This is a genomic window from Actinotalea ferrariae CF5-4 (assembly GCF_000603945.1).
Classification (GTDB): domain Bacteria; phylum Actinomycetota; class Actinomycetes; order Actinomycetales; family Cellulomonadaceae; genus Actinotalea; species Actinotalea ferrariae.
Genome location: NZ_AXCW01000386.1, coordinates 1 through 2,601 on the forward strand (window position 1 = coordinate 1; position 2,601 = coordinate 2,601).

General features: G+C 78.1%; 2 protein-coding genes and 1 pseudogene. 1 reads left to right on the forward strand and 2 read right to left on the reverse strand.

What is annotated here, in order from left to right; genetic code table 11:
- Positions 1-687, reverse strand: a 687-nt coding sequence (locus N866_RS18045) for a nucleotide-binding protein (protein ID WP_052023241.1), incomplete at its 3' end; no start/stop codon positions are given.
- Positions 688-952: 265 nt separating this feature from the next.
- Here N866_RS18045 and N866_RS18050 point away from each other — a divergent pair.
- The gene (locus tag N866_RS18050; RefSeq protein WP_034229288.1) at positions 953-1,747 is read left to right on the forward strand and encodes an HAD family hydrolase; all 795 of its coding nucleotides are present in this window, start codon (positions 953-955) and stop codon (positions 1,745-1,747) included.
- Between the two features lie 360 nt (positions 1,748-2,107).
- On the opposite strand, the pseudogene N866_RS18055 reads toward N866_RS18050, so the two are convergent.
- Positions 2,108-2,601: pseudogene (locus N866_RS18055) on the reverse strand (hypothetical protein); the annotation flags it as partial.

Sequence of the window (2,601 nt, forward strand, 5' to 3'; positions counted from 1 at the left end):
CGCGTCGACCCGAGACACCGCGCGCGACAGAGCCCGTCCCGGCACCGGACCGAGCCCCCGGTCGGTACTGGGGCCCACCGACCGGTCCGCGGGCAGGGTGGCGACGTGCCGCAGCCCCACCGCGCGGGCGGCCTCGAGCGGCGCGACGACCGGGGCACGCCGTGTCCGCAGCACCAGCGCACCCGTGTCGCCACCGAGCAGCGGGCGGGCGCCGAGCGCGGCCGCCACCCCCAGGACGTCCTGTGCGGTCACGAGGACGGACACGTCCGTCCGGCGGGCCGCCACCCCCCAGGCGGGGAGCGCGCCGACGGCGCGCGCGGAGGCGTCCACGACGACGAGACCCCCGGCACCGGTGACGGCGTCCAGCACGGCGAGCACGGCGCCCGGGTCCGGGCCGGGGACGGCGTCCCCGGTCGCGCGCTGCCCGTCCCCCGAGACCACCGCCACGCCACGCCAGTGCGGCAGCGCGGCCAGGAGGGAGCCCGCCCCGACGCCGCTGCCCGTGTGGCGCAGGTCCGACCACCGGGCGCCGGGGAGCTGCTCGACGCCCAGGAGGACGTCCAGGCCGCCGCCACCCGGGTCCAGGTCGACCAGGACGACCCGGTCGCCGGCCGCCGCCCGGCGACGAGCCAGGAGGCACGCCAGCGTCGAGGCGCCGACTCCCCCCGCCGCCCCCACCACCGCCACCACGCCTCCGCGCACCCGTCCCCCGTTCGCTACCCGTGCGCCCCGACGGTCCGGCCGATCCACCCCGTCCGGCCCATCCGCCCGGTCCGGCTGCGAGCGTCCCCGGCACCGCGAGCGGCCCGGGCGCGGGTCCGTCCCGCCTGTGGAGGACCGGAGCGCCCCGGGGACGGGGGACGCCGGGTCGGTACCCTCGCCGCACGACGGCACCGCCCCGTCCCGGCACCGGCCCACCGCGGGTCGTGCGCCCCCACCCCGGAGGGAGACCATGGCCGGCAGCCGCGCCGCCGCGTTCTTCGACCTCGACAAGACGATCATCGCGACGTCGTCGTCGGTGGCCTTCGCCCGCCCCTTCCACACCGGCGGGCTCCTCACGGGACGGGCCGCCCTGCGCGCCGCCTTCGCGCACGCCGCGTTCCACCTCGGCCACGCGGACGAGGCGACCACCGAGCGGCTGCGCCGGAGCCTGTCGACCATGGTCACGGGGTGGGACGTGGCCACCGTCTCGGCCATCGTCACGGAGACCGTCCGGGAGTCCATCGAGCCCACCGTGTACGCGGAGGCGCTCGAGCTCATCGCGCACCACCAGGCCCAGGGCCGCGACGTCGTCATCGTCTCGGCGTCCAGCACGGAGATCGTCGAGCCGGTCGCGGCGATGCTCGGGGCCGACCACGTCATCGCCTCCCGCATGGAGGTCCACGACGGCCGGTACACCGGGGCGTTCACGTCCTACGCGTACGGGCCGGCCAAGGCGGACGCCGTCCGGGAGCTGGCGGCCCGCGAGGGCTACGACCTGTCCGCCAGCTACGCGTACTCCGACTCCGTCACGGACGTGCCCCTGCTCGAGGCGGTGGGCCGGGCCGCAGTCGTGAACCCGGACCGCGCGCTGCGGCGCCTCGCGGCGGACCGGGGCTGGGCGGCGCTGACCTTCGCCCGGCCGGTCGCGCTGCGACGGCTCGCGCCCCGACGCAGCGTGCCCGCCGGACTGCTCCTCCTCGTCGCCGTCGTCGCGGTCGCGGTCCTCCTGCGGCGGCAGGGCGGCCGGGCCCCGGTCCGGCTGTAGGACCACGACGACGGCGACGCCCGGTCATGGGAGGACCGTGCTCCCGGTCCCAGCCCGCGGACGTGATCGTCCACCGCCTGACACGACTCCCCGTAGGGGCCTGTCGAGGGCAGAACGGCCCTTCCACTACGCCGCGGACAGGCGTAGAAAGGAGGCACAACAGCACAGCGGGCGACGAGAACCCACGCGCGACCAGTCCTCGAGAGGACCTGCCGACCGGGCTTGTCCCGTTGCGGCAGTACCTGCAGCGCCTGATACCTCGTCACCCGTGCTGTCGACGGCGGCGTCCCACGGGGCGCCGCCGTCGTTCGTCTGCGGCGGGTCGGTCCGCCTGTCGCGGCGCCCGCTGCCACGCGCCGGCTACTCCCCCGGCGCGTCCCCGTCGGCCCCCTCGCCGGCCGGCCGGCCGGACAGCCGACCGGCCAGCACGGCGTCCGCCACCGCCGTCCCCTCCTGCGCCCCGCGGACGACGGCGGCCGCGCACCACCGCACCCAGTCCGCGACGCCGTCCGGGGTGCCCGTCGCGAACCGCGCCGCCGTGGCGACGTAGGGCAGCGGCTGCGCCGTCCAGGCGACCTCCGGCACGACGACCCCGACGACGTCCACGCCCTCGCGGACGAGGAGGTGGCGGAACACCGCCCGTGCGACCACGCCGTTGGCGTGCGCGAACGGCCGCAGCGCGAGCAGCTCACCGTGCGCGACCGCCGCGACCACGAGGCCGGGCACGGCCGACGACGACGGCGCGTCGACGACGGCGGCCAGCATGTCCAGGCGGGCGTCGAGCTCGCCGGGCCCCGGTGCGGGGCCGAGCCCGAGGAGGTCGAGGGGCTGCCCGGTGCGCGGCCGGCCGACGG